Raw genomic sequence first — 25578 nt, 5'->3', positions numbered from 1 at the left:
CCGTAACCGCCAATTTTAATTGGTTGGTTGTTATGATTTGGTTGTCAGAACCTCCCCAATAAATTTGGGAATTACAATGAAATTTAAACATGAAACAACATTCCCCCTTCAAATTCTTAGACGCCTACCAAAAAGCCGACAAAGACATCTTTTTCGGCAGGGAAAAGGAAACCAACGATTTGTACGACGCTTTGAGTGGGGTCAAACACTTGTTGGTGTATGGCCCTTCGGGGGCGGGCAAAACGAGTTTGATAGAATGTGGTTTGCGGAACCAATTTTCGGATGCCGATTGGTTTGCGCTGAGTATTCGGCGGGGCGACAACATCAATGCTTCTGTATTTGCCCGCATCAATGAGGTTTTGGAGGAAAAAATCGCCTTCAACCCACAAACTCGACTGCCAGAAGATACAGAGGTGAGTTTTGGCGGATTGGTAGAGCAATTGTTTGACGAGCGTTTCCAGCCTGTTTATTTGCTGTTCGACCAATTCGAGGAACTGCTCATTTTGGGCAGCGATGCCGAAAAAAAGGAATTTTTCACCCGCCTCAACGAACTCATACGCTACAAAGTACCTTGCCGCATCCTGCTCATCATGCGAGAGGAATTTATTGGGCATTTGTCGGAATTTGAAGCCCTGTGTCCGAGCATTTTCAAGCACCGTTTCCGCTTGGAGAAGATGCGAAAAGAAAAGGTGAGAGGCGTGATTTACGAGATGTTGGAGGCGGAGGAATACGAAGATTTTTATGCCGTTCAAGATAGTGCTGCTTTGGCGAATGCCATACTCGACAAACTGCCCGACCAAAAAAAGGAGATAGAACTGACCCATGTTCAGGTGTTTTTGAGTGAGCTATGGGACAGAGCCAAACAACAACAAACACCTGCCGACAAACTGCCTCTTTTGCAGCCCGATTTGGTGACGGAAGAAGATGATTTGGAGGGTGTATTGAACAGTTTTTTGAAAAAACAACTGCAAGCCCTCAACGCTTCTGCTTATGGCGAAAATACGGCATTGGAGATTTTGGCGGCAATGATTTCGGAACGACACACCAAACTGCAAATCAGTCAAGAGGCGATTGAAAACGACCTGCAAAGCAAAAAGGTGGCAATTCCACCTAAACTCTCCAATCTGCTGCAAGATTTGGAAAAACGTCGGCTGATACGCTCCCAAAAAGCGGGGGAACAGACGCAATACGAAATCAGTCACGATTTGTTGGCTTTGGCGGTTGGGCAGAACCTGACGGAAGAAATGCAGATGCGCCAAAAAGCGGGGGAGGTCTATGCGGTGTATGCCGAGCGACAAGGTTATTTTAGTCAAGACGAATTGGATTTTATTCGTCCCTATCAAGCGTATAAAGATTATCCGAGTGCTTTGGAGGGGAAAATACGGGAGAGTGAGGTGTTTTTGAAGAAAGAACAAGAACGTGAACTGCAAGCAGCACGAAATCAAAGCAGAAGATTAAGATTTTTGTTGGGAGCGGCTTTCTTGGCATTGGTGTTTGCGGGGTGGCAATATTGGGAGGCAGATAAGGCGAGAAAAGAAGCAGTTGCCAATGAGCAAAAAGCAAAAGCAGCTTTGGCAGATGTGGATAAAAATGAAATGATTGCTCGAACTAATTTAGATGAAGCAGAGGCATATATTTTGGAGTTGGAGTATGAAAAGGCTTTAGTGAAAATTGAGGTGGCAGCTGGCTTGCGGGTAGAAACCTTGGATTCCACTATTTTAAAAAACTATATGGAACCTGCGTTTTGGTATGTAGAAACACATCAATATGATAAAGCAAAGGAAATTCTGAAAACTGCTTTGGAGCATCTGCCCAATTCAACAGCAAAGGGTTTTCTGCAAAAAGCAAATCAAGAAGGTAAGGAAAGGCAGCACTTACAGGCGAGCTTAAAAGCTTTGGATGAAAAAAGGTATGGCGAACTGCAAAACCGCTATTATCCAAACATGATTAAGGTAGAGGGAGGAATTGTAGAAATGGAACAAGGACAAAATTTTAGGGTGGAATTGAGTGATTTTAAAATGGCAGAAACAGAAACTACGGTGTTTCAGTTTGCTTTGTATTGTCAAGTAGCGTATGGTGATAAGTGGAAAATAGATGGAAAATATGCCTATATGGAAGGGGCTACTGCCAAAGATAGTATTGGTTTGCATCCTGTGGCGAAAGTGAATTGGTACGATGCAGTTCAGTATTGCAATTGGTTGAGTGAACAAAAAGGAAATGCCAAAGCCTATAAGATAGACAAAGAGAACGAAGACCCGAATAATGGAAATGGCTATGATGAAATAAAATGGATTGTGGAAATGGATATCAAGACTAAAAAGGGTTATCGTCTGCCAACGGAAGCGGAATGGGAATATGCAGCAAAAGGAGGAGAATTGATGGAGCTGTTTGAATATTCGGGAAGTAATACGATTGAAGAAGTCGCTTGGTATGGGGAGAATAGCGAAAGTAGGACACACCCTGTGGGAAGTAAAAAACCGAATGGAAAAGGCTTGTACGATATGAGTGGCAATGTTTGGGAATGGTGTTTTGATTGGTATGGGGATTACCCAGAAAATACTTTGATTGCAAATTACTTTGGATTAAAAAATAGCTCGACTCGCGTTTTGCGGGGCGGTAGCTGGAACGACTTTTCGGAGGGTTGTCGTGTTGCCTCTCGGTACTCCAGCTCCCCGCACCGCAGGCACTACGCCAACGGCTTCCGCCTTGCCTATAGTTTATAGCGGTTCATCCATCCTACTTTTGAGCTAAAGAAAAGAGCGGAGCGATAGAAAGAGAAAGTGGAATGGAGTGGTCTTTGCAAGCAAGATGCTAAGCGGATGTTTGAACAAAGCTTGTTCCGAGAACTCGGAAAACTGTTAGATGGAAAGGAAATGCTTGTATGGTATGGAGGGGGGACTGCCTTGAACATGAAGGTTTAATAAAAAGGAAGCTTGTATAGTTTTGTTTAGTCGGTGTCGCCAAGTCCTTCGGACGTTGAGCGAACCTTCGTTTGTAGCGAAAACTTTGGCAAGATTTACTTGATTTTAGAGGCAATCAAAGTAGTGGAAAACTTGGCGACACCCGATGGGGTTTGGCGATGTTTGAAGCGGCTTAAGAAAACAAATCATCCATCGTTACCTCATTTCTTACCAGCAGATTGGCGTATTTGTTTTTCTCTACCCCATAAGTGGTAATCATGGTAAGAAATACCGATTTTTTGGTTTTGGTAGCGGTTTTGAAGGTCGCTATTTTCGAGCGTAGTTTTTCGGCATAGCCCTTATCTATCGAAAAGGAATCCAAAGAAAACTTACATTCACAAAGGTTGATAACTTGATTACAACGGTCAATCAACAAATCAATTTGAGCAGACTTTTGGCTTGTTTTTCCTCTCCATGCTACATTGTTGGAAAGCAACCAACCAATTTTCAGAAGCCTTTTCGTAAACGAGGTGGGATTGTTTGCGTAATACATCATCAAATTGAAAAGTTGTTGTTGAGTATTCGCATTGCCTAAACCCGAAATCTGAAAATCGAAAGTATAATTGAAGTATTCCCGAATCAGAAAGGTTTTGCCAACTCTTCGCCGACCATATACAGCCAAAAATTCAGACTTTTTGCTTTGAAGAACTCTGTCTAACTTTTGTATCTCTTTTTGTCTTCCTATAATTGAAGTATCCATCATCAGCCAAATTTGATATAAAAATACAAGTTTTGGCTGATAGATGCAATACTTGCAGCCAAAAATGTATTTTTTAGCTAAGTTTTGGCTGTTGATTCGTTAGGTGTCGCCAACCAATAACACCCTAAACCCATACATCCCTCTAAGACAAAGTTTCACTTGCTTGCTGGAACGAAAACTTGGTGTCAATTTTCACCCTCAACCGCCGCACCCAATACCACCAAATCCCCCAATACTTGTGGCCGTCTTTCACCATACCACACAAAACCAGAAAGGATAAACTCCGACAAATTCGCTCGTTGAATCGGGGTGAAAGTAGCGTCCGACTGACCGATAAATTTGATGCGGTTGATGCTTTTCTCTTCAAAAAATATCCAGATTTTGCTGGCAGTCGCTTGGTTGATACCCAAAAATTCCTCTTTTTCGTTCTGACCAAAATAAATACTTTCGGCATTGCCCTCCGCCTTCAATAGTTCTAAGTTGCTGTCTTTGAAGAAGCCGTAAATATTGCGCCCTGCAATTTGATTGAAAATGTTGTCTTGCAGCCGATTGCCGATAAAAGCCGATTTGAGGAGGTCAATCGTATGGGGTTTGTTGTTTTGGGTGGTCAGGCGAATGGTATCTGCGCTCAACTGAAATTCATCTACCCATAACACAGGTTTTTGAAACATCCGAAAAACAGAATCACGCAGCGAATAGGTCAAAGAATCGCAGACCCCTTGCAGATCGCTTTTCAGGATTTTGACATGGTGGTAGGCAAACAATACTTGCGCCGTATCGCTTTTTGCAGCCGTAGAATCCGTTGCAGCGATGGTTCTGATTTGTTTGAAAGTCGTCAAAGTATCGGCGGTGATGTAGAGGGTATCTTCCTCTACCACATTGGAAAGCAGCACATTGTTGTAAGCCAATACTTTTTCATCCTTGTCATAAAAATTGGCAAAATCGCTGTTGATGGTTAGGTTTCGAGCCGTGTCTATCCAATAGACATTTCCTTTGGCATTTCCGATGCCCGTTTTTTTGTCGTAGAAAAAATCGTCTGCGGTGATTTCGTTGTTGTCGCTCACAATCGTTGAACGGCTAAACAGTTGCAATTGGTCTTTTTTGGCATTGTATTCACCCGAATCGGTTTCAATCACACCATCCTTTTGTTTGATGGTCGTGGCTCGGTTAAATTTGGCTGATTCCGTTTGGATATTGTAATCCAACTGACTGGTAGTGATGTCGTAATTGGGGGAAACGAGGTGCACATCTTGCTCAAAAATCACCTGGTCTTTGCGCCCATAATACCGTCCCTTTTGGCTAGTCAGTGTTGTTTCCCCATTCAGCAGTTTGCCATTGCCGCTATATGTTCCCTCTTCGCTGTTCATATCGTAGTCCATCCTATCTGCGCTCAGTTTCATCGTGCCATCGTTCAACTGTACATTCCCTATCAACACCGATTGACGGGTATTGACCGAATACTCCACTTTATCGGCTTTCACCTTCACCTTGCTGTCTTCAATCCGCACATCCTTATACAAATACGACATTTTGGTGTTCACAAAATACTCCAAAGAATCGGCATACACATCGCTCTTTGCATCCTTCAAATGCACATTGTCGTTTAGAATCGCCTTTTTCGTTTTGAGGTCGTAAAACAAAAAATCGGAGTAAATGTCAGATTTAGGGTCTTTTAGATGCACATTACCTTCCAAACGGGCTATTTTTTTGTTGTCGTCAAAAAACAAAAAATCAGAGTAAATATCCAAGGAATCACCCTGTTTGAAATGCACCTTATTTTGAGCCTCCACAATTTCTTTGTCCATATAGTAGTAAGCACTATCGCACCAAAGGATCATTTCATCTGCCTTTTGCTGCAATTGGACATTGCCTGTCAATTTCCGAACAGGCTGATTCTTAATGGTAGTCTGCTCAAATTGATCGGCATGGATGATTTCGATATAAGTCGTATCTGTTTGAGGCTTGGCAGCCGTATTTGAAGCCGATTTGGGCGGCTTTGACTGCAATTTCTGATTGGGATTTTGCGCCATTAGGCTCGTTGCAGCCAAACTGCAAAGAAGCCAAAGAATGTAAAATAAAGGTCTGATATTCAAAATTTTGTTGTGTTTAAAATTATCCACAAATAGATTTCATCTTGCATCTTCCTTTTAAACGCATTCAAACCACAAAAGGGTGTGGTTAGGATTGTCTGGTTCTTTGACAAAATCTGTGATTTGAGACTTCGGAAGTTTGCCGCTCACAAAATCAAAAAACTATTTCGCTAAAAAGTAACTTCTTATAAAATGAAACTTCCGAAGTCTTTATTGCTTCCACAAAAATTGTCACAGAACCAAAAGTCTTTATGCCATTGAGGAACTTAACTTTATTGGAGTCACTAAATATTTTTTGGATAGTCGCTTAACTGCAATTTGGTGCTATATGCTTCTATAAATCCTTTTCCTTCAATTTTTGACTGTACCCAAGCCAAATAATCAAAATGCTCCAATTCTGTCTGAAAATGAGGGTCATTCATCAATTTATTCATTTTTTTCTGTAAATCTAAAAAGGCTGCATTGTCATCGGCATAAGGTACTTTTTTGAAAAAATTAAGTAAGAGTTTTTCAGAAGCATAAGGTTTTTGCAACTGCGATAAATACCGCTGTGTAGAGCGAATAATAGAGGGCAATAATTCCCAATTCTCTGATTCATAGTGTGTAATCAAGTACAATATGCGCCCAAAACGAAAAAGTTCACGGTTGAAAGTCAGGTCGTTGTTGTGGATGAAATGTTCCAAATACACAAGACATTGCGGGTAGTTCTGTAAGGCAAAATGGGTGTAAGCAAAAAAGTAGTAAAAAGGATAGCGGAAAGCCTCATTCAGTTTGTTGCCAAATTTCTCGAAACCCGCTTCAATGTCTGGAATCATTGCCGCTGCTTCTTCAAAACGCCCATTTTTCACCAGCGCATTGAAAACCATTGCAGTAGAAGAACGAAAGACCAGTAATTCTTCTACTTGTGTCAGTTTTCTATCCATTGCATACGCCACGTTTTTGATTTTGTCCAGTACCTTGTAAAAATTGGGGTAATCTCTCAATTCATTGTAGTTGTGGAGTAAGTTGTTGAGTGACACCAAGTAATTCACAAAACTTCGCTGTATCAAATCTTTGTTGGCTTCAAAAAGTTCCACCAATTCTTGACGGCTTTCACAACTGCGCTTCAAATCACCAATGGTTTCGTGGCACAAAGCTTTGATGTTGAAAAAGTGCATTTTCGCAAAGCTGGAAGTGGCATCGGCACTGTTTTGCAGTAGAGGGTCAGCCAAGAGTACTCGGTAGGCTTCTTCATCGTTCAGATTGCGGGCAACGTGGGTGCGGTGGTAGAGTTGAAAAGTTTTATTAGAAAGCCATTCATAATGCATCAGGTTGCTCAATTGCTGCAAAGCCCATTGTTCTTTTTCGATGTATTCATCAATGCGTTTTTCAAAATTATCCACATCTATTTTTCTGATATACAATAGTTTAAGGCGTTTGTATATGAGCAAACAATGTTCAAAGGTTTCCTTTTCTTCGGCAAAAGTAGCCGCTTTTTGCAGTAATTTGAGCGATTGAAGGAACAACCCTTTTTCACTCAATATTTCACTTTTGTCAATCAACTCACTGATTTGTTGGTTGATATTTTTGCCCGAATGAAAAGCCCACAAACTATCCAAAACCAAATTGTACAAGTAGTTTTTGATGACGTGAAACTGCTTCACAAATTTCTCTTTCTTGAACTTCACCTTCAAGTCATTTTCATCATAACTACTTTGGCTGTCAATGGCATCAAATACTTTTTGGTACTGATTATCCTCTATTTTATATTTGGAACAATGCAGCTTAAAATAGCGTTTTTCGGACTTGTCCATGGATTGAATAAGGTCAAAAAGTTGTGTTGAAACTGCCATTGAAGTGAAGATGAAAATTGAAGTGAAAACAAAAAATAAAGTTACAAAAAAAGACGAATCAATACCTAACTATCTTTTTTACAAACGATTCTCGACCGTTGTTCAGTTGCAATAGGTAAACACCATCGGGTAAATCTACCAAAGACCAATCGAAAGTCTGAAAACCTTGCTGCAATGACACCCGTTTTCGCTGCAAAGGCCGCCCTATCATATCGTAACAGAATACATCCAAAATTTGAGTTTCTGTGGTCCAAAATTGAAGTTGCAGCAAATGATTGGGTAAATATACGACTTCAAAATTTTCCAAAAAAGAAAGCATTTCCACACCAACTGCAATGTTTTCCTCTGTTGCAGAACAGTCTGCATTGTCAGTTACCGAGATACTTAGCAATTCTTCCATCAGTGGCATATCCTCCAAAACCACCATCTGGAAAGGTGCATTGACCACAGTTTCAACGCCATTGGAAAGGGAAATTTGGTAATTGCTGGCATTGAAGTCAGGCAAACCGCCGCTAACCGTCACATTTAAGTCAAACGTCTGATTGGTTTCATCGGTAAAGACCTCAAAATCAATGCCGATTTTATTCAAAAAAACCACAGGCGTAGGATTGGACAGTTTCAAACATTCATTGTTTTCGAGTTCGGGAAAACCGTTTTCGTCCATATCAAAACCTCCAACAGCCGTCACATAATACGAAATTCCCGTCATTAATTCAGGTATTGCCGCAAAGTCAAATGTTGGTACATTGCTGAAATACAGTGGATTGGTAATTGCATTGTTGGGCGTAGAGTGCAGAATATAAGCCAATGCCATTCCATCAGGAAGCATTGTGTTCAAATGATTGATTTGCAGTAGATCACCCGAACAAACAAATTGATTTTCAGAGGGCATTTCTCCAATATTGAGTATCTCACACAAATCTGTTTTGCACGAAATCGGCGCATTGTAGGCATTGAAGAGCGTATCTTCACATAGACTGTTGATAACCAAACCTGCCACTACAGTTACATTCATTTCACCATTGGCTGGCAAATCCTCCAACACAAAAACTTGTTCACCACTGCCGTCAATTGTTCCGCCACCTGTACCAAAAGTACCTGCAAAAACGGCAATCGGCGCATTGGGAAGTGTGCCATACGTCACCACAACTTCCAAACTATAGGTATTGGTCGTTGAGTCGCACATAGAGGGTATGGCCGACACTACTTCTAAATTGCAAAATGCTGGTGGACAAGCATCATAAGTCACTTCAAAAGACTGTAAACCACAAACATTGTTCTCAATTCCCGATGTCACTTCAATCGTTCTCAAACCCGATTCGGTGTCAGGCGGTAAGTTGAAAGTCGTTTCTGAAAGTAGGTCATTGAGGCAAGCAGGCAAAATTTGGTAAGTACATTCGTTGTCAATTCGTTCAATGGTGGGCATTTGCGGATTTGGGAAAAGCTGAATGGTCAAAGTTCCTGCTGCAATCGTTGAAGCATCCTCGCTGCAAGTCGCACGGGCATACAAAATTTTGGTTTCCAATTGACAAACATCATCCATCGAATGTGTCAACAATTCGCCTCCATAAGGAAGCGTAAAACTTTGGTCTTCAAACCATTCTATTGAAAAAACGCTTCCATCACCACTGAATTGCAATTCACTTTCGGCAGCCGTCAAATCTGGAAAACCACTTTCACAAAAACTTTCCGTTGCCACCATGTTTTGCAGAATCGTTTGGGAACAAACCAACATCGGACAGGCTTCAAAAGGTACATCGAAACTCATTGAAGTACAAGTGTTTTCAGCCAAATCTGATGTTACTTCAATCGTTCTCAAACCCGATTCGGTGTCAGGCGGTAAGTTGAAAGTCGTTTCTGAAAGTAGGTCATTGAGGCAAGCGGGCAAAATTTGGTAAGTACATTCGTTGTCAATACGTTCAATAATAGGCGTTTGTGGATTGGGAAATAGTTGGACGGTCAAAGTTCCTGCTGCAATCGTTGAAGCATCCTCGCTGCAAGTCGCACGGGCATACAAAATTTTGGTTTCCAATTGACAAACATCATCCATCGAATGTGTCAACAATTCGCCTCCATAAGGAAGCGTAAAATTTTGGTCTTCAAACCATTCTATTGAAAAAACGCTTCCGTCACCACTGAACTGCAATTCACTTTCGGCAGCCGTCAAATCCGCTGTTCCACTTTCACAAAAACTTTGAATAGCAGCCATGTTTTGCAGAATCATTTGGGAACAAACCAACATCGGACAGGCCTCAAAAGGAATGTCAAAACTCATTGAAGTACAAGGATTTTCATTCAAACCCGATGTCACTTCAATCGTTCTCAAACCCGATTCGGTGTCAGGCGGTAAGTTGAAAGTCGCTTCTGAAAGTAGGTCATTGAGGCAAGCGGGCAAAATTTGGTAAGTACATTCCTCGTCAATGCGTTCAATAATAGGCGTTTGTGGATTGGGAAATAGTTGGACGGTCAAAGTTCCTGCTGTAATCGTTGAAGCATCCTCGCTGCAAGTCGCACGGGCATACAAAATTTTGGTTTCCAATTGACAAACATCATCCATCGAATGTGTCAACAATTCGCCTCCATAAGGCAGTGTAAAATTTTGGTCTTCAAACCATTCTATTGAAAAAACGCTTCCGTCACCACTGAACTGCAATTCACTTTCGGCAGCCGTCAAATCTGGAAAACCACTTTCACAAAAACTTTCCGTTGCCGCCATGTTTTGCAGAATCGTTTGGGAACAAACCAACATCGGACAGGCTTCAAAAGGTACATTGAAACTCATTGAAGTACAAGTGTTTTCAGCCAAACCTGATGTCACTTCAATTGTTCTCAAACCTATTTCGGTATCGGGCAGCAAGCTAAAAGATGTTTCAGAAAGTACATCGTTGGCGCAAACGGGCAGCACTTGATAGGCACAAGCATCGTCTAACCTCACAATCTCAGGCATTTGTACGGGAGGATAAACCACAAATGCCAAAAAACCTGCTGCTATTGAAGTATTGTCAATATTGCAAATCCCTTTTGCAAATAGGGTATCGGTTTCACTTACACACAAATCACTTTGCGAATGTTGAAAGCTTTGGTTTAGGTAAGGGATGGTAAACATTTGATCTTCAAACCATTTAATTGTGAAAACTGTTCCGTCACCGCTGTACGCTATTTCTGCCTCGGCAAGAGTTAAATCGGGGGTAGCAATTTCGCAAAAACTTTGCAGACTGGCAGTAGTTTGGGTGATGGTTTGGTCGCAAACTGGGTCAGGGCATTTTTCATAAGGTACTTCAAAATTTGCTGTACAGGTTGGATTGAAGGGAGAGGTGACAGTAAGATTTCTGTTGGCAGCTTCTGCACTTGGCATCAAATCGAAAGTGGTTTCGGAAAGTAGGTCATTCGGGCAAGCAGGGAGAACAAGGTAAGCACATTCATCGTCTAATCGCACAATTTCAGGCATTTGTGGTAGGGGATATAGGATTGCCTCCAATGTTCCAGCGTCGTATTCGGTCGCATCAATGCTACACGTTGCTTTGGCGTACAAGATAAACGATTCTTGTTCACAAATCCCTATTTCTGAATGGGTAAACGTCTCAGGAATGTAGGGCGTATTGTAATCCACATCTATGAACCATTCAATCGAAAAGATACTGCCATCACCGCTGTATTGGATTTCGTTTTCAGCCGCCGCTAAATCTGGCATACCGCTACCGCAAAATTCCTGAACATTTTCGGTGGTTTGAACGATGGTTTGGTTACAAGGACAAGTGGGCAATACGTTCAATCCCGAAAGTGTACCTTGTGTATGTGCGGCTTTGTCTTGTGGGTCGCCGATGTTGTTAGTGGCATTTGGGTCTATATAGTTGATGGTGGTTAAATTACTGTCAAACAATAAGTTGCTGCTTGTGATGTCATTGATTACTTCAAAACAAACAAGCCCCATTTCTTGCCATGAGTTTGTGACAAGTGGGCAAAGTTGGGTGGTCAATGTTTGTTGTGCAATGGTTGTAAAATTGGCTTCTGAGGTATTGTCATCGAAACCAAATGCAGGTGTATTATAGGCTGCAAAATCACCTGTCAAACAAAGGTTTGTGTTGTCAAAATTACTGGAGGTATAAGTGGGAGATTGAAGGGTAAGCGGATTGTAGCTAAAAAAAACGGTATGTGAACCAATTCTAAAATTTTCTCCTTCGATTGCAGATTTGATTTGTATGCTGACACAAAAAATGGGGGTAGTGTTTTCACAATCTACTACTTGTTCTGCAAACTGCAAATCGTAGGTAGATTGATTGACAGTAGGTTGTGCGACAAGTAGAAGGCTGTGAAAAGTGATGGATAGTGAAAGTAACAGTTTATTCATGGCTTGGTGTCCTCTATTTTTGGTCTGTATCAAAAATCAAAAATAGGTAAATTTGACTCAATCCTTATGTCTATCCCTCATTTCTGCAATATCTGTTACTTCTTCGTTTTGCCTTATGAGTGCAGCAAAAGCTATTCCTTTTATGATGATATTTCGCTAAAAATTATTTCTATTCGTAGCCCATGAATTAATTCATGGGCTACGAATGGGGTTTATAATCAAGCGGTTATTCTGCTTTTAAAAATAGTATTTTATCACCAAAAAGGGAGTAAAATAAGTGACAGCTTATTTTTTACGCAAAAAATTGACAATTAATAGTGGTTCTGTGACAATTTTTGTAGAAACAATAAAGACTTCGGAAGTTTCATTTTATAAGAGGTTAATTTTTAGCGAAATAGTTTTTTTTTGATTTTGTAAGCGGCAAACTTCCGAAGTCTCAAATCACAGATTTTGTCAAAGAACCTTAATAGTTTTAGAAATTAATCACTATTCACCAATTACTGTTATAGTTGCTCAATGCGGTATTCAATTCTGAGACCCATGCTTGCATATCTTTCACTTTGCCGTATTGACCTGCATTATGATAGGTCTGTGCCAAATGTTCCAAAGCGAATTTTATGATTTGTAGGTTACAGGCAGGTTTGTCGTAGGATGGTTGAAAGGGGATTTTTGATTCATGGAGGTAATCTTTGAGTGTATTGCTTGTAAAAATAGCCCCTTTATCTTGCGGGTTGATATAGAATTGCAGTTTGGGAGCTGGTTTTTTCCAACCTCCATGCCTTTTGAAGTAGGCCAATACAAGGTTGTTGTTCAATAGAATACCCGATATTGGAATATCCAATTTTGAAGCGATGATTAGGTACAAAATGGCAATACTGACAGGTACTCCTTTTTTCAAACTCAGTATATGGTTGAGGGCAAAATGTTTCTCGGCATTCTCTTTATTGGCAACGGTTGTGAATTCATACGTATCATACAGCACCTTATTGATAATGCTAACCGATTGAAGAGGAGGATTGTAGCGACTGATTTCAAAATCAATATTATTGACAATTTCTTCAATGTTTTCCTGTATCCGCTGTTCATTCAAATCACGGTATTGGTATTTTGCTATCAATATCATGGCTTGCAGCAAATCATTGGGATGGTTTTGTAACCAATTTTGAAAAGATTTTGACACCAATTCGTAATTGATTTTATCCATTACCTGAATCAATCTTTCTTCAAGTAATACATTGCCTGTGATTAGGCTTTCATCATAAGCGTCCTCCAATTGTGGGAGAATAGTTGTGCTGTAAGATACCAGTTTCGTACTGATATTTGTGTACACTTCTTTATCCTCATCTTCAAGTAGATAAAGAAGGTATTTTAATTCCTTTTGCATGGATGTCGCAGTTCTGTTCAGTGATAACATAAATAATAGCTTAGTCGAATGTAATGTAAAATGCAGTTCGATTGAAGATACACAATCTATTCCAGACACAAAAGGGCTAATAAGGAATAAAAATATAAAATTGTGTAGAAAGTATGAATACTTTTCTTCTTCAATTGGTTACAAAACAAAACATTGTTAAGTTATTTCTGAACAATTCTCCAATCAAACCTACTTTTTTGTTTTAGTATCTTTTTTAGCACTTGCTTTGGGTTTCGCTGTTGTCTTGCCTTTTGGACTTGCCTTCGTTTTTGCAGTTGTGGTAGTTTTAGTACCTGCTTTGGTTTTGGGTGCAGCTTTGGTCTTAGCGGGAGTAGTCGCTTTGGCCTTACTTGCTCCTCGTCCTCTTGCAGGCTTTTTAGGTGCTTCTTCTATCAGCTTCAATACCTCTTCGATGGTCAATTCTTCAGGAGTTTCTTTCTTCTCCTTCGGAATTTTCACATTTTGCTTACCCGCTTTGATATAAGGTCCCCAACGTCCGTGCAGTATTCTGATATCGGGATAGTCGTCAAATTCCTTGATGAGTTTTTTGGCATCTTCAATGCGCTTATTTTTAATCACTTCAATAGCCTCCTCCAAGGTAATCTCCAATGGGGTCAATCCACTATCTTTTTTCAACGAACAGAACAACTTATTGTGAACCACATAAGGCCCAAAACGCCCTGTTGCAGCTTTCACCACATGCCCTTCAAACTCTCCTAAGGTACGTGGCAATTTGAACAATTCCAATGCTTGCTCCAAAGTGACCGTTTCCAAAGTCAATGGATAGCGAATCGCAGAATATTCTTTTTCTTCATCCTCAGGTCCTCCAATTTGAACCATCGGCCCAAAACGACCCAAACGAGCGATGATGGGCTTACCAGATTTGGGGTGAATCCCTAATTCTCGTTCACCAGAAGCACGTTCAGCAGTTTCCATCGTTTCCTCTACATTCTTGTGAAAAGGTTTGTAGAAATTGTCAATCATCTGATTCCATTCCTTCTTACCGTCTGCAATCTCGTCAAACTCCTCTTCAATCTTTGCCGTAAAATCGTAGTTCAAAACATTTGGGAAATGCTCCAACAAAAAATCATTTACCACAATTCCTGTATCAGTCGGGAACAGCTTTTGCCTTTCAAAACCTGTATTTTCTGACTCTATCTTCTTATCTATTTTTTGACTCTTACCATCCAACAAAAATAGGGTATATTCACGTTTTACACCGTCTCTATCTTCCTTGATGACATAGCCTCGTTTTTGAATCGTACTGATGGTAGGCGCATAAGTTGAAGGTCGTCCGATGCCCAATTCCTCCAATTTTTTCACCAAAGTAGCCTCACTGTATCTGGGTGCTGCTCTATTGAAACGCTCACGAGCCTCCATTTCCTTCAAATCCAATACTTGCCCAACAGTCAAAGGCGGCAACATATCCCTTTCTTCGGGAGCCTCATCTTCATCAATCGCTTCTCGATACAACTTCAAAAAACCATCAAATTTCAATACCTCACCTTTTCCGACCAATTCTTCCGATCGAGTCGAAATACCTACTCTTGCAGTCGTACGCTCCAATTCGGCATCCGCCATTTGAGAAGCTACCGCACGTTTCCAAATCAAAGAATACAAGCGTTCTTCATCGTAATCACTGCCCGCAGTTTGCTTGTCAAAATAAGTGGGGCGAATCGCCTCATGCGCTTCTTGTGCTGACTCTGATTTGGTTTTAAATACCCTCGGTTGTACATACTTGTCACCAAATTCACTGCCAATCATGCTGTGTGCTGCCGTACGAGCAGTATCAGATAAGTTGGTTGAGTCGGTACGCATATAGGTGATGTGACCTGCTTCATACAGTTTTTGGGCAACACGCATGGTTCGTGTCACCGAAAAACCCAATTTTCGGCTGGCTTCTTGCTGCAATGTCGAGGTAGTGTAAGGAGCAGGAGGTGATTTTTTGCCTGGTTTCACTTTGATGTCATTGATGGCATAAGCAGCTCCCATACAGTCTTTCAAAAACGCTTCAACAGTGGCTTCTTCGTCTATTTTTTTTGCCAGTTCTGCTTTGAAGATGGCTTTTTTGCCCTGTGCATCTTTCACTTCAAAAAATGCGGTAATTTTAAAATGAGGCATTACTTCAAAATTGCGAATTTCACGCTCCCGTTCTACCACAATTCGTACGGCAACCGACTGCACACGTCCAGCCGACAAAGAACCAGAACGGGCAATTTTTCGCCACAAAATCGGAGATATGCCGAAACCCACCAAACGATCCAATACCCGTCTTGCTTGTTGGGCATTCACCAAATCTTTGTTGAGCAATCTTGGATTTTGAACTGCATTGAGGATAGCAGGTTTGGTAATCTCATGAAAGACAATTCGTTTGGTTTCCTTTTCATTCAAGCCCAAGACCTCGCACAAATGCCAAGAAATGGCCTCTCCTTCACGGTCCTCGTCCGTTGCGAGCCAAACCTCTGCACCTTTAGCCGCTTTCTTCAGTTCTTTTACAACCTCTTTCTTGTCCTTCGAGACCTCATAAATCGGATTGTAATTATTCTCAATATCAATCGCCTTGTCACCTTTCGCCAAATCTCGAATGTGTCCATAACAAGACTTAACTGTAAAGCCTTCACCTAAATATTTTTCAATGGTCTTCGCCTTCGCTGGCGATTCTACTATCATTAAGTTTTTACTCATGTCTGCTGATTTTAGAGTTTGGATGCAAAATTATGGCATCCTCAATTTGCCGAATGTAAACGGTCAAATCGCTCTTCTATTCTTTATTGTTTGAAAATAAAAGCTGCAAAGTTGGGGGATTTAAGTCGAAAAAACAAAAGATTGGTATTTTTGCAGCAAAATTCAACGAATCATCATGGTATTAAGTTCACTTACTGCAATCTCTCCTATTGACGGAAGATACCGTTCAAAAGTCTCTACTCTTGCTCCTTATTTTTCCGAATTTGGTTTGATTCATTATCGAATATATGTCGAAATTGAATATTTTATTGCCCTCTGTCAAGTTCCACTGCCTCAATTGAAGGGAATAAAACCTGAGGTATTCCCACAGTTAAGGTCTGTTTACGAGAACTTTCAATTAAAAGATGCTCAGCGCATTAAAGATATAGAAAGCACGACCAATCACGATGTGAAAGCGGTAGAATATTTTTTGAAAGAAATTTTTGACAATTTGGGTTTACAAGCCTACAAAGAGTTTATTCATTTTGGCTTGACTTCCCAAGACATCAATAATACGGCCACTCCTTTATTGCTCAAAAAAGCTTTTGAAGCAGAATATATTTCGATGCTCTCTACCCTTCAAAATAAACTCCAAGAATTGTCAGTCGAATGGCAAGACATTCCCATGCTTGCAAGAACACATGGACAGCCCGCTTCGCCAACCTTATTGGGCAAAGAAATACAGGTGTTTGTGGAAAGAATTAGCAGTCAGGTGACTCTTTTGCAACAAGTTCCTTTTGCGGCAAAATTTGGAGGAGCTACGGGCAACTTCAATGCTCATGCAGTGGCATATCCTTCAATAGATTGGGTGGCTTTTTCCAACCATTTTGTAGAGAAAGTACTGCTTTTGAAGCGTTCGCAATACACGACTCAGATTGAACACTACGATTATTTGGCCGCATTTTTTGATGCAATGAAACGCATCAACACCATTTTGATTGACCTTTGCAGAGATGTTTGGACGTATATTTCGATGGAGTATTTCAAGCAAAAAATAAAAAAAGGGGAAGTCGGGTCTTCTACCATGCCGCACAAGGTCAATCCTATTGACTTTGAAAATGCGGAAGGAAACTTGGGCATAGCCAATGCCATTTTGGAGCATCTGAGTGCCAAACTCCCGCTTTCTCGCCTTCAAAGGGATTTGACCGATTCTACTGTGTTGCGAAACATTGGCGTTCCAATGGCGCATACGTTGATTGGTTTTCAAAGTATTATGAAAGGATTGGGCAAATTGCTTTTGAATGAGTCAGCTCTTCATGCAGATTTGGACAACAACTGGGCAGTTGTCACAGAAGCGATTCAAACGATTTTGAGGCGAGAGGCTTACCCCAATCCTTATGAGGCTTTGAAGGCTTTGAGCCGCACGAACGAACGAATCACAAAGCAGGGCATCACCGATTTTATTTATCAGCTGGAGGTATCAGAGGAAGTGAAACAGGAACTACTGCGAATCAGTCCTTTCAATTATGTTGGGGTTTTTGGCAAATGAGATTATTTATAGATTTTGGCAATTTATTTGCTGTGCATACTGTTTTAGACATAAGACAAAAGATGAAAGACATAAGATTTTAAATTGTTGATTTTTACACTCGTTTTAAACTTTGCAGCGTTTCAAAGTCAAAATTAATCAAAACACCTATCTGCTATGAAGTTCAAGTTTTTGCTGTATTTATTGTTGTTATTTTTTATTTCTGTTGATAGTCAGGCGCAAGGATATACTGTTATTGAAGGCGATATCAAGCTTCCTTCGAGTGAAGAAGTAACTGTCACCATTATCAGCAATCAAATTATTGGAGAAAAAATCATTTATTCGACACCTGTTACCATTGACGATCAACTGAATGGGCATTTTTTGTTGGCTTTTCAGCCCGAAAAACCGATGTTGGTACGGTTTGAACACGCTTTTGAGAATTTGCTGGTCTATGTGGTGCCAGGAGAACGTTTCAAAATCACTTTTGAAGCAGAAAAAATGCTGCAAACCATCAAATTTACGGGTGCAGGAGCAGATAACAACACTTATATGGCGGCTTACTACAATAAGTTTGGCAAAGAAGTCGACCAAATCTACATCAATATGGAAGCGGGCCACATGATGACACATGAGTTTGAGCAATACATCAACAATCGCCGCTTAGAAAAAATGGAATTTTACAAAAAATACAAGGAAAACCATAAATTTACGAATGAGTTTGACGAATATGCGATTGGCGATATTGTTTACAACTGGGCTTTTGACCGCCTTCGATATGCGGAATTGAAGAAATGGGAATTGACGAATGTGTATTTTAATTTTTTGAAGGAAGTAAGAGTAGAAAATGGTGCATTGGTCAACAGTCAGGCCTACTCCAATTTTTTGCGGTTTTACATCGAATATTTGTACTACGAACAAGCCAAACAAGGTGCAACAATGGTGCCTTATGTATCACAATATGAAATCGCCAAAAACCTGCTTCAAAACAAAGAAATCAAAGAACTTACGCTTGCAAAATTGATTATCGAAGGCTGTATGAAAGGTGACATCAAAAGCTTGGAAGATATCTATTCTGATTTTGATTTGTCGAACGACAATGTAGCTTATTTTATGACTGTGAATAAAACTTTCTCCAATGCCAAAAAATTTGCTGCTGGAAGCCCTGCACCCGATTTTATGCTCAAAACCATTGACGGTGAGATTGTTTCCTTGGCGGATTTTCGGGGCAAGGTGATACATATTTCTTTTTGGGCGAGTTGGTGCAATCCTTGTTTGCAGCAGGTAAAATACATCAAGGAGATTTACAAGGAGTTGGACCCTGAAGAGATGGTTTTTCTCTACATTTCGATTGACGAAAAAGAGGACGCATGGCGCAATATGGTTGCCAAAAAAGAATTGGTAGGGGTGCAAGTGCTTTCGCAAGGACTCAAATCTTTTACTGCTCAGGAATACAATGTGGCGGGAGTGCCTTTGTATTTTTTCATTGATAAAAATGGTAATTTCGCTGCAAAACCTCCTCGCCCTTCTGAAAAAGAGCGTTTTATCGAAACTGCCAGGGCATTGATGGCGCAACCTTATGGCGCGGATAATCCAAATGGAAATTAGCACCAAAATTTAGAGTACCATGGAAAAAATAGATTATTTGCGCTACAACATCGCACAGGCTTTGAAAACTCCCGATATTCAGGCTTTTTTTCACTTGGTTTCGCACAATGTGATTCGAATGCCACGGGATGAACCTTATTCACGTGTGCTGTATCGAGAACAACTGGATTCGGTGCAAAATGACCTCAATTTTGTGGAGATTTTGCCGATTGCGAATGAGGAATTGACCCTCCAAATTATGCGTGATTTTGTAGCATACATTGCAGCGAGTGACGATGCTGAAACTACTGATTACGACAAAAAATTGGAAGCACATCTTCAAAAGGCCCTGCAAAGTGATGACCCCTTGCTGCATTTCTCCAATGTATTCAAAGTGCATCCAAATTATGTGGACGAGTGGCGGGATTTTGAGAATCGGTATTATTATGAAAGGGCGGTGGAATGGTTGGAAGGGAGAATTTAAAATATTGATAGTCAGCATTTATCATGGATGTAGTTAGTCATATCTACAAAATCCCACTTCAAGTAACCATCTTTCATTGAGGTAATAAACTGAAAATTTTTGAAGTCTTCTATTTCTTTTTTATTGAAGTTGCTAAACTTCCAAAGTTTCATTCCCGAAATGCACTTTGCTTCTTGTTTTCTTGTAGTCTGTTTGCCTTTTCTCGCAACCAATTTCCAAAAGTAATTTGCTTACAATTCTTGAGGTCTTCCAATAAGTGAGGATCTTTGTAGTCGCCTACACTTTCCTTTAGTTTTAGGAGTCGGCTTACAAAACGAATGAAATTGCTGAAAATCAATAGGCGGTCTTCAGCCATAATGTGTTTGTTGTTGTTCAAAAAATGTTTGTACGCATCAATTTGAGCATAAAGAGCTTCTGTTTCATCCAACTCATAATAAATACAGACCAACATGTTTCGGTAATCTATTTTGTCATAAAAACCATCGTAATTCACCCACATTAGATATTGAAGGGCTTCTTGAAATCGGCTTTGATAGAAACGGATGTAAGACATACAGAAATTAGCTGTATTGGTTCTTACGGTTTCGGGTAAATACTTTTGGTATTGTTGTATAAACTGTTCTGCAACATCGGTGTGTTTTAAGTGTGTGCCAATCGTAGCGAAATTGGAGAACCAAGTACGAGGTATTTCACCATTTTGAATGGGTATTTTCCGCTCCAGTTCGAATTGATACAACTGAAATAATTCCTCTGTAAAACGCACATCACCAGTACGCCTTCCTTCTTTTAAGCAATAATTTTCCAAATTAATGTAGAAATCTTCCAGTTGATTTTTTGTGAGTTGTTCTTCAAATTGTGTTACCAATTTTTTTAAGGTATGGTAATGCTTTTCTTCTCGGGTTCTCAGCATTTGCGCCAATGTATAAGTCATTAAAATAATTGGTTCTTCGTGATTGAGGAGGGGCATCAATAGCTCAATTACTTCTTCATAAAATTGCAAATCCATATCAAGCTGATAAATGTTGTTCAAATTGAGCCAAAGTGCATATTGGCGCAATAATTTCAATAGATAATAACTCGTCAATGTTTGACTATAGGCTTGTTCCTCCTTTTCTTTAAAGTGTTTAAATTCAGCACCTGAAAGTGCTTCTAAATAGTAATTTTTTTGCCACTCATAAAATGTGGAAAGGTGCAAAAAATAAAGCTCGTTTTTAGCATTAGGGTTTTCAAATTTTTTCTGTATTTGTTTGAAGTGATAGCTTATCAGACGGTCTTGTTTCCGATTTATCAATTCTTCTAAACCAAATAATTCGCCCGACATATAGGAATTCGACATGCCCAGTTGTTCTAAAAACTGTATCCCCAGTCGATACAGTTGCGAACCCCTTGTTCGCATTTTTTGGTCGTTATAGACTGCCTTTCCAAATAATTTTTTAAAAATGATGCTCTTGTCGACTTGGTTATGTGTGAATTCAGGATAGTATTTTTTTAAATGTCTAAGCAGTTTTAACAAGTCCTGATTTTTATTGAAAAATGGGCTTGCGACAAAATCTTCAAACTGCCGTATTTCTTTGTCTGAAAAACTTTTTAAAAGGTCTATAAGTTTGGTTTGGTGCATTCAAATAAGATTTTCTTGGTAGTGTATAGGAAACAAAACAACGATTCAATTTTATAGCCTTTTTTTACTTACTTGATTTTTATCTTTTTGTAAAAAAGTTGCCGAAACGTAGGATAGAGATATAGGTACTTACTATTAGGTTTCTAACCACATTAAACCAAGCCTAAAATAGCAGAATGATGTGGTTTGAAAAAGCGAAATCGTTATTTTTTTTAAAAAAATCTTCAAAAAACAAACGCTTTTTTGGTAAGCCGTTAGATTTAATTTGTTCATATTGTTTGGTATATACTATTTTTTTTCTCTACAATGACTGCACAAATGATAAAAAGATTCTTAGCACACCTTCTCACCTACATCTATCTTTGTAATTGTAATCAAGAGGGAATTGTATAAAATATCAACAAAATAAAGCCCTCTTTTTTATAGAAGATTTGAATTGCAGCCATCATTTTCAGAAAATTTATTTATAACCTAAATTCCTTTTTTTTATGAAACTTTTGTTAATTCGTAGTCTATTTGTTATCCTAATTGCTTTATCCGTTTGTTTTCAATCTATCTATGCACAGCCAAAAGAAGACAAGCCCGACTTTGAAATTGAAAAAATTCCTTTTAGTGAGTCTAGTTCAGAAGTCAAGCTCATCCCAGGAAGTTACATTTTCATCTTCAATAGCACTGTAGTACCATCCTTTCTCGACAAATACGGCGAAGAAATGGCTAAAACCGATGATAGGGATCAGAAAGCAAGACTCTTTGAAGCCTACGATCAAGAAACCAAAGCAGCTATTTTGAAAATTGCAGAAAGTAAATTGAGTCTTTCTCCCAAGCAGATTGCAGACATTTATACCGGCAGCATCACAGGGTTTTCGGTCAAAGGCATGGACGCAGATCGGGCCAAAGAACTTCAAGCACAAGTCGCCAAAATGGACGAGTTTTTGGGCATGGGAGAAGATTTTGAAATGAGTCTCAATGTGTCAGCTGTTCATGAAGCTTCTGAAGAAGAAGCCAATGAATTGGTTTTGGCTCAATCGTCTAGTTGGGGAACAAATTATACGGGTTGGGCCGACAAAACAGGCAGTGCGTATTGGGCGTGGATATTGGACTCAGGCATTGACCTTGATCATCCCGATCTCAATGTGAGAACTTCTCATGCTAAATCTTTCGTGGGCTACACCAATTCTGCCAACGATGATCATGGACATGGCTCTCATGTAGCGGGAATTGTAGCTGCCAAAAACAACAGTATAGGAACAAAAGGTGTGGCTGCAGGTGCTTGGGTTGTTCCTGTGAAAGTATGTAGCAGTAAAGCGAAATGTGATTGTTCCGCTATTTTGGGAGGGTTGCAACATGTAGCCAAATATTTCCTTGCAGGGGATGTAGTGAACATGAGTTTTGGAGGAGTTCCTCCTAGTTGGTGGGATAATTTGTGGAATACTTCGGCTGCACAAACTGAACCACAGATAAGAAATTTGGCTAAGGCAGGCGTTCACATGGTTTCGTCAGCAGGCAATGACAAACAAAAAGCCAGCAATGTGACACCCGCACGTTTGAACGGCTCACGCCTCTACACCATTTCTGCAATGGATTGGAACTACGATATTGCCAATTTTTCCAACTATGGAAACCCACCTATGGACTATGCAGCACCAGGGGTAAGTATTCTCTCTTGCTACAAAAATGGTGGGTATGCTTACATGGATGGCACTTCAATGGCGGCTCCTCATGTAGCAGGTATTTTGCTGTCCAACGGTGGAACGATCAATTCTTCAAGGGTTTTGAACACTGACAAAGATTCAACCAAAGATAAAGTGGCCAAACGATAATAGCCGAAACTTTTCAGACCTTATCAAATTAAATTGATTGTAAAAAAAGGGCAGCACACTCTGAGTGTACTGCCCTTTTTTATATTTCCCTGCAAAACGTTTGTTAACATAATGAATGAAGATTGAAAAATAGGAGGAACAACAAAAAGATTGATATAGATTTACACCTGACAATATTAAAAATTAGTGACTTCATGGTATGCGATATTTACATAGTGCCTGAACGGAAAGAGATAATTATCTGTCTATCAAAACATAACTAATGGTTAAAACAAACGAACTTTTTCCTTCAATTTTTATATTCTTATAGCAACTTGATGTTAATTTATTAGGAATTTATTGAAGGTATTGATATATGGGGAAACTTTAAAAAATTCATCTGTTTAAGTATTTAGTTACGTTTTGACATTCAATTAGTTAAGGGTTTTCGTTCAAGCACTACATAAAATATGTTTTTCGAAGCTTTCTATTCACAAATACTCATTTCAAAAGATTTTTGTGCATATTTTTCCAAACCATATAAAGCCTGTTGTTCTTTCAACAATTTTCTCATCATTCAAATTGAGGTTTAACGGATTAATAATACATTCCCCTTCTCAAAAATCCTCGCCCTACAAACGCTCTCCAATTCCCCTTCAAAACTTAACCACCAAACATACAATCCATTCGGCAAATCCGAACCATCCCAAGATTGCAGCACATCATTGGCTTCAAAAACGACTTCACCCCAACGATTGAAAACCTTGAAGGTAAAATCGTTGGCATTGGGTGTATTTTGGAAACAATTGGTCGTCACCTGCAAAACATCATTGATGCCGTCCTTATTGGGAGAAAAAGCAGTCGGAACGTACAAACTGCAATAATTCAAGGCATTGGAAGTAGAAAGCACCTCTACCAAAATACTGTCTTTTTGAAGGTAAGCGCAATCGGCAGCCCTAAGTGAAAACACAAAATATTGACTCTCCGAAGGCGAAACTTCTATCAAAAAAGCCTCATTCTGCAAGCCCTCCCATTCGATTCCTTCAATATTCGTCCGATTTTCGATGCTTAGGGTAATAGATTCACCCACACAAATAGTCGCATTAGGCGTTTTGGTATAATCAATGGGTTGTGAATCTGTTACAACAATGGTCAAGCTATCCATTGCAGTTGGACAAGTGCCGATACCATCCGCTTCTGCATAAAAAGTGCGGGTTTCGCTGGGCTGCAAAATGCGGATAGAAGCATTGTCGCCATTGTCGAGCCAGCGAAAACCATTATCATTGTTCACCTCCAAAGACAATTCAACCGTTTCGCCATTGCATATATTCTGCTCAGAAGCAGTGATTTCGATATTGGGAGGCGGATTCACCACAATAGTCACCAATTCAAGCGGATGTTGGCAGCCATTGAAGTCAATCGGAATCAGTTCATAAGTCGTTGTGGTCATTGGAATCACTTCAAATGGATTGGCATACAGGTCGAAATCTTTCCAATAAATCGTTTCCAAATTTGTGCCATTCACTTCAATAACAACCGTTTCGCCTTCGCAAATTTGGGGAACTTCAATGGGTTCGAGCAGCACTTCCAAGCTGTTGGGCGGTGCTTCAATGGTATCGGATAGGGTAATGCTGCAACCCGTAACGGAGGTCAATTCGACCGAAACCACATCGCCCACTTTTGCATTTTCAATCGTTGCAGTGCGCCCCGTTTCGCCATTCGACCACAAATATACTGCAAATCCTTCTGCAACAGAAAGTGTAGCCGAGCCTTCACCGATACAAATATCGCTCTCAAAACTGATGTCCAAAGGCAAACAAGCCGCATCAATATAGGCATAACCCGCATGGTCGCCTTTACCACAATCAGTGGTCAACAATTCAATCGTAATCGCTTGACCCACATAACTCGACAATTCAAAACCCACTGATGTCCATGGCAGCACTTCCCAACCATTGCAGGGAACAAAGCCAGGAATATCAGGACTCGCCCGAACCGCATATTCACCACAAGGCAGCAAATCACCCATTTCATTGAACACCCGCATTTCAAAACGAGGTTGAAGCTCTGGAGAGTGACCAGGGTCTTCGAGCATTACCGCATATTGCACCAAAAAATAGGTGTTTTCAGGCGTGACCGTAAAGGTTTTCACTACTCTTTCCGCTCCACCCCCTGAACTTTTGTTGCCAAGTCGCAACGAGTGATTGCCGCCAACTGCTACACGAGGAATGCTCAAATCGCAATCAGCAGCGACAGGGTCAGGAGATAGATTGGTGTTGGTAATCAAGTGTTGAAAGTTGGAGGTAGCAGCTGTGTTGATGGTCACATCGCCTTCGGTGGTGATAAAACCAATGAAACTCTGCCAACCTTCCAAAGTTCCCAATTCAAAATTTTCGTTGTTGCAGCCGCTGTCCTGGGCATTTAGATAGAATGTTCTCCCAAAAAAGAGTAGGCATATCCATAGCAAGTATTGAGGGTTTTTCATTTGCCAAAGTTTTTTGTCAATAACTTAAAGTCTTTCATCTTTTGTCTAAATGATTTAAGATACGAAAAA

14 protein-coding genes are annotated in these 25578 nt (G+C 40.1%); 5 read left to right on the top strand and 9 right to left on the bottom strand.

Annotated elements, in window-relative coordinates; translation table 11 throughout:
• Positions 1-89 precede the first annotated feature (89 nt).
• Positions 90-2723: an SUMF1/EgtB/PvdO family nonheme iron enzyme gene (locus tag R3E32_03825; GenBank protein MEZ4883845.1), complete on the top strand. Its 2634-nt coding sequence runs from the start codon at positions 90-92 to the stop codon at positions 2721-2723.
• A gap of 370 nt (positions 2724-3093) precedes the next feature.
• Here the strand turns inward: R3E32_03825 and R3E32_03820 are convergent, their stop codons facing one another.
• The 6 genes from R3E32_03820 to topA form a co-directional block, all read right to left on the bottom strand.
• Complete coding sequence (locus R3E32_03820; GenBank protein MEZ4883844.1) at positions 3094-3660, bottom strand: hypothetical protein; 567 nt, start codon at positions 3658-3660, stop codon at positions 3094-3096.
• 185 nt (positions 3661-3845) lie between these two features.
• Entirely contained in the window at positions 3846-5753 is a 1908-nt protein-coding gene (locus tag R3E32_03815) for an OstA-like protein (GenBank protein MEZ4883843.1), read from the bottom strand.
• A 281-nt stretch (positions 5754-6034) separates the two neighbouring features.
• Positions 6035-7582: a hypothetical protein gene (locus R3E32_03810; protein ID MEZ4883842.1), complete on the bottom strand. Its 1548-nt coding sequence runs from the start codon at positions 7580-7582 to the stop codon at positions 6035-6037.
• A gap of 58 nt (positions 7583-7640) precedes the next feature.
• Positions 7641-11930, bottom strand: coding sequence for a T9SS type A sorting domain-containing protein (locus tag R3E32_03805; protein MEZ4883841.1), 4290 nt, complete (start codon positions 11928-11930; stop codon positions 7641-7643).
• A gap of 490 nt (positions 11931-12420) precedes the next feature.
• Positions 12421-13314 (bottom strand): transglutaminase family protein, encoded by an 894-nt coding sequence (locus R3E32_03800; protein ID MEZ4883840.1) that lies wholly within the window; start codon positions 13312-13314, stop codon positions 12421-12423.
• Between the two features lie 219 nt (positions 13315-13533).
• On the bottom strand, positions 13534-16029 hold the full coding sequence (topA, locus tag R3E32_03795; GenBank protein ID MEZ4883839.1) for a type I DNA topoisomerase: 2496 nt from the start codon (positions 16027-16029) through the stop codon (positions 13534-13536).
• A gap of 175 nt (positions 16030-16204) precedes the next feature.
• Between topA and purB the strand changes: the two genes are divergently transcribed.
• The 3 genes from purB (at position 16205) to R3E32_03780 (ending at position 19607) form a co-directional block, all read left to right on the top strand.
• Positions 16205-17557: an adenylosuccinate lyase gene (gene purB / locus R3E32_03790; GenBank protein MEZ4883838.1), complete on the top strand. Its 1353-nt coding sequence runs from the start codon at positions 16205-16207 to the stop codon at positions 17555-17557.
• Between the two features lie 156 nt (positions 17558-17713).
• Complete coding sequence (locus R3E32_03785; protein MEZ4883837.1) at positions 17714-19144, top strand: TlpA disulfide reductase family protein; 1431 nt, start codon at positions 17714-17716, stop codon at positions 19142-19144.
• Between the two features lie 19 nt (positions 19145-19163).
• Positions 19164-19607: a UPF0158 family protein gene (locus R3E32_03780; protein MEZ4883836.1), complete on the top strand. Its 444-nt coding sequence runs from the start codon at positions 19164-19166 to the stop codon at positions 19605-19607.
• Positions 19608-19618: 11 nt separating this feature from the next.
• Here R3E32_03780 and R3E32_03775 read toward each other — a convergent pair whose 3' ends face one another.
• Positions 19619-19759 (bottom strand): hypothetical protein, encoded by a 141-nt coding sequence (locus R3E32_03775; protein ID MEZ4883835.1) that lies wholly within the window; start codon positions 19757-19759, stop codon positions 19619-19621.
• The gene (locus R3E32_03770; protein MEZ4883834.1) at positions 19756-21225 is read right to left on the bottom strand and encodes a hypothetical protein; all 1470 of its coding nucleotides are present in this window, start codon (positions 21223-21225) and stop codon (positions 19756-19758) included. Before R3E32_03770 ends, R3E32_03775 begins: the two co-directional genes overlap by 4 nt.
• A 488-nt stretch (positions 21226-21713) precedes the next feature.
• Here R3E32_03770 and R3E32_03765 point away from each other — a divergent pair, with 488 nt between their 5' ends.
• Entirely contained in the window at positions 21714-23045 is a 1332-nt protein-coding gene (locus R3E32_03765) for a S8 family serine peptidase (protein ID MEZ4883833.1), read from the top strand.
• Positions 23046-23613: 568 nt separating this feature from the next.
• On the opposite strand, the gene R3E32_03760 is transcribed toward R3E32_03765, so the two are convergent.
• The gene (locus R3E32_03760) at positions 23614-25509 is read right to left on the bottom strand and encodes a gliding motility-associated C-terminal domain-containing protein (GenBank protein MEZ4883832.1); all 1896 of its coding nucleotides are present in this window, start codon (positions 25507-25509) and stop codon (positions 23614-23616) included.
• Positions 25510-25578 lie beyond the last annotated feature (69 nt).

It is taken from the genome of Chitinophagales bacterium (assembly GCA_041392475.1).
GTDB lineage: Bacteria > Bacteroidota > Bacteroidia > Chitinophagales > UBA2359 > JAUHXA01.
The sequence above is the reverse complement of the archived record's forward strand: the minus strand, read 5'-3'. Positions and strand labels throughout refer to the sequence as shown.

Bases quoted from the DNA above. Each gene is read 5' to 3' on its own strand.
- R3E32_03770 (MEZ4883834.1), bottom strand. From the start codon at position 21,225: ATGCACCAAACCAAACTTATAGACCTTTTAAAAAGTTTTTCAGACAAA.
- R3E32_03760 (MEZ4883832.1), bottom strand. From the start codon at position 25,509: ATGAAAAACCCTCAATACTTGCTATGGATATGCCTACTCTTTTTTGGG.
- R3E32_03780 (MEZ4883836.1), top strand. From the start codon at position 19,164: ATGGAAAAAATAGATTATTTGCGCTACAACATCGCACAGGCTTTGAAA.
- R3E32_03800 (MEZ4883840.1), bottom strand. From the start codon at position 13,314: ATGCAAAAGGAATTAAAATACCTTCTTTATCTACTTGAAGATGAGGAT.
- purB (MEZ4883838.1), top strand. From the start codon at position 16,205: ATGGTATTAAGTTCACTTACTGCAATCTCTCCTATTGACGGAAGATAC.
- R3E32_03810 (MEZ4883842.1), bottom strand. From the start codon at position 7,582: ATGGCAGTTTCAACACAACTTTTTGACCTTATTCAATCCATGGACAAG.
- R3E32_03785 (MEZ4883837.1), top strand. From the start codon at position 17,714: ATGAAGTTCAAGTTTTTGCTGTATTTATTGTTGTTATTTTTTATTTCT.
- topA (MEZ4883839.1), bottom strand. From the start codon at position 16,029: ATGAGTAAAAACTTAATGATAGTAGAATCGCCAGCGAAGGCGAAGACC.
- R3E32_03765 (MEZ4883833.1), top strand. From the start codon at position 21,714: ATGAAACTTTTGTTAATTCGTAGTCTATTTGTTATCCTAATTGCTTTA.
- R3E32_03805 (MEZ4883841.1), bottom strand. From the start codon at position 11,930: ATGAATAAACTGTTACTTTCACTATCCATCACTTTTCACAGCCTTCTA.
- R3E32_03825 (MEZ4883845.1), top strand. From the start codon at position 90: ATGAAACAACATTCCCCCTTCAAATTCTTAGACGCCTACCAAAAAGCC.
- R3E32_03820 (MEZ4883844.1), bottom strand. From the start codon at position 3,660: ATGGATACTTCAATTATAGGAAGACAAAAAGAGATACAAAAGTTAGAC.
- R3E32_03775 (MEZ4883835.1), bottom strand. From the start codon at position 19,759: ATGAAACTTTGGAAGTTTAGCAACTTCAATAAAAAAGAAATAGAAGAC.